The following is a 409-nucleotide window of genomic DNA, read 5'->3' on the forward strand; positions in this document are numbered from 1 at the left end:
GCGCAGTATCTGCGCAAACCGCATACCGTGGAATTGATCGATATGGTAATTCTGGTGGTATCTCTAAGGCGTCAGAACGCTTCAATTCAACGCTACCTGGTGTCTTGCGTTCTGGTAAGGCTGCTGGTGGCTACATGCTGTCTGAAATCATGCAAGGTTTCTCTGACGGGATTGCTAAAGGTGGCGCATTCAAGAATATTCTAGGAAAACTTTCAGGTAGTTTCACGGATATTGATAAGCTGAAGTCTAATTCAAAGCGCATAACGGATTCGCTGGTTGGCGTAGCTAATGGAATTGGTGAAGGTGCCAGAATTATTGCGCCTTATGCCAAAGCTTTTAGCGGTGGCGCATGGAGTGGTGTCAAAGATACCTTTGCGGTAATCAAAAAGGGTATTGATGAGATTAAGAG

The 409-nt window shown here is 45.5% G+C and carries 1 protein-coding gene; it reads left to right on the forward strand.

Features of this window, described 5'->3' with window-relative positions; translation table 11 throughout:
- Nucleotides 1-409, forward strand: a 409-nt coding sequence (locus KH400_RS21620; protein WP_217228162.1) for a hypothetical protein, incomplete at both ends; no start/stop codon positions are given.

This window comes from Desertibacillus haloalkaliphilus, assembly GCF_019039105.1.
Classification (GTDB): Bacteria; Bacillota; Bacilli; order Bacillales; family KJ1-10-99; genus Desertibacillus; species Desertibacillus haloalkaliphilus.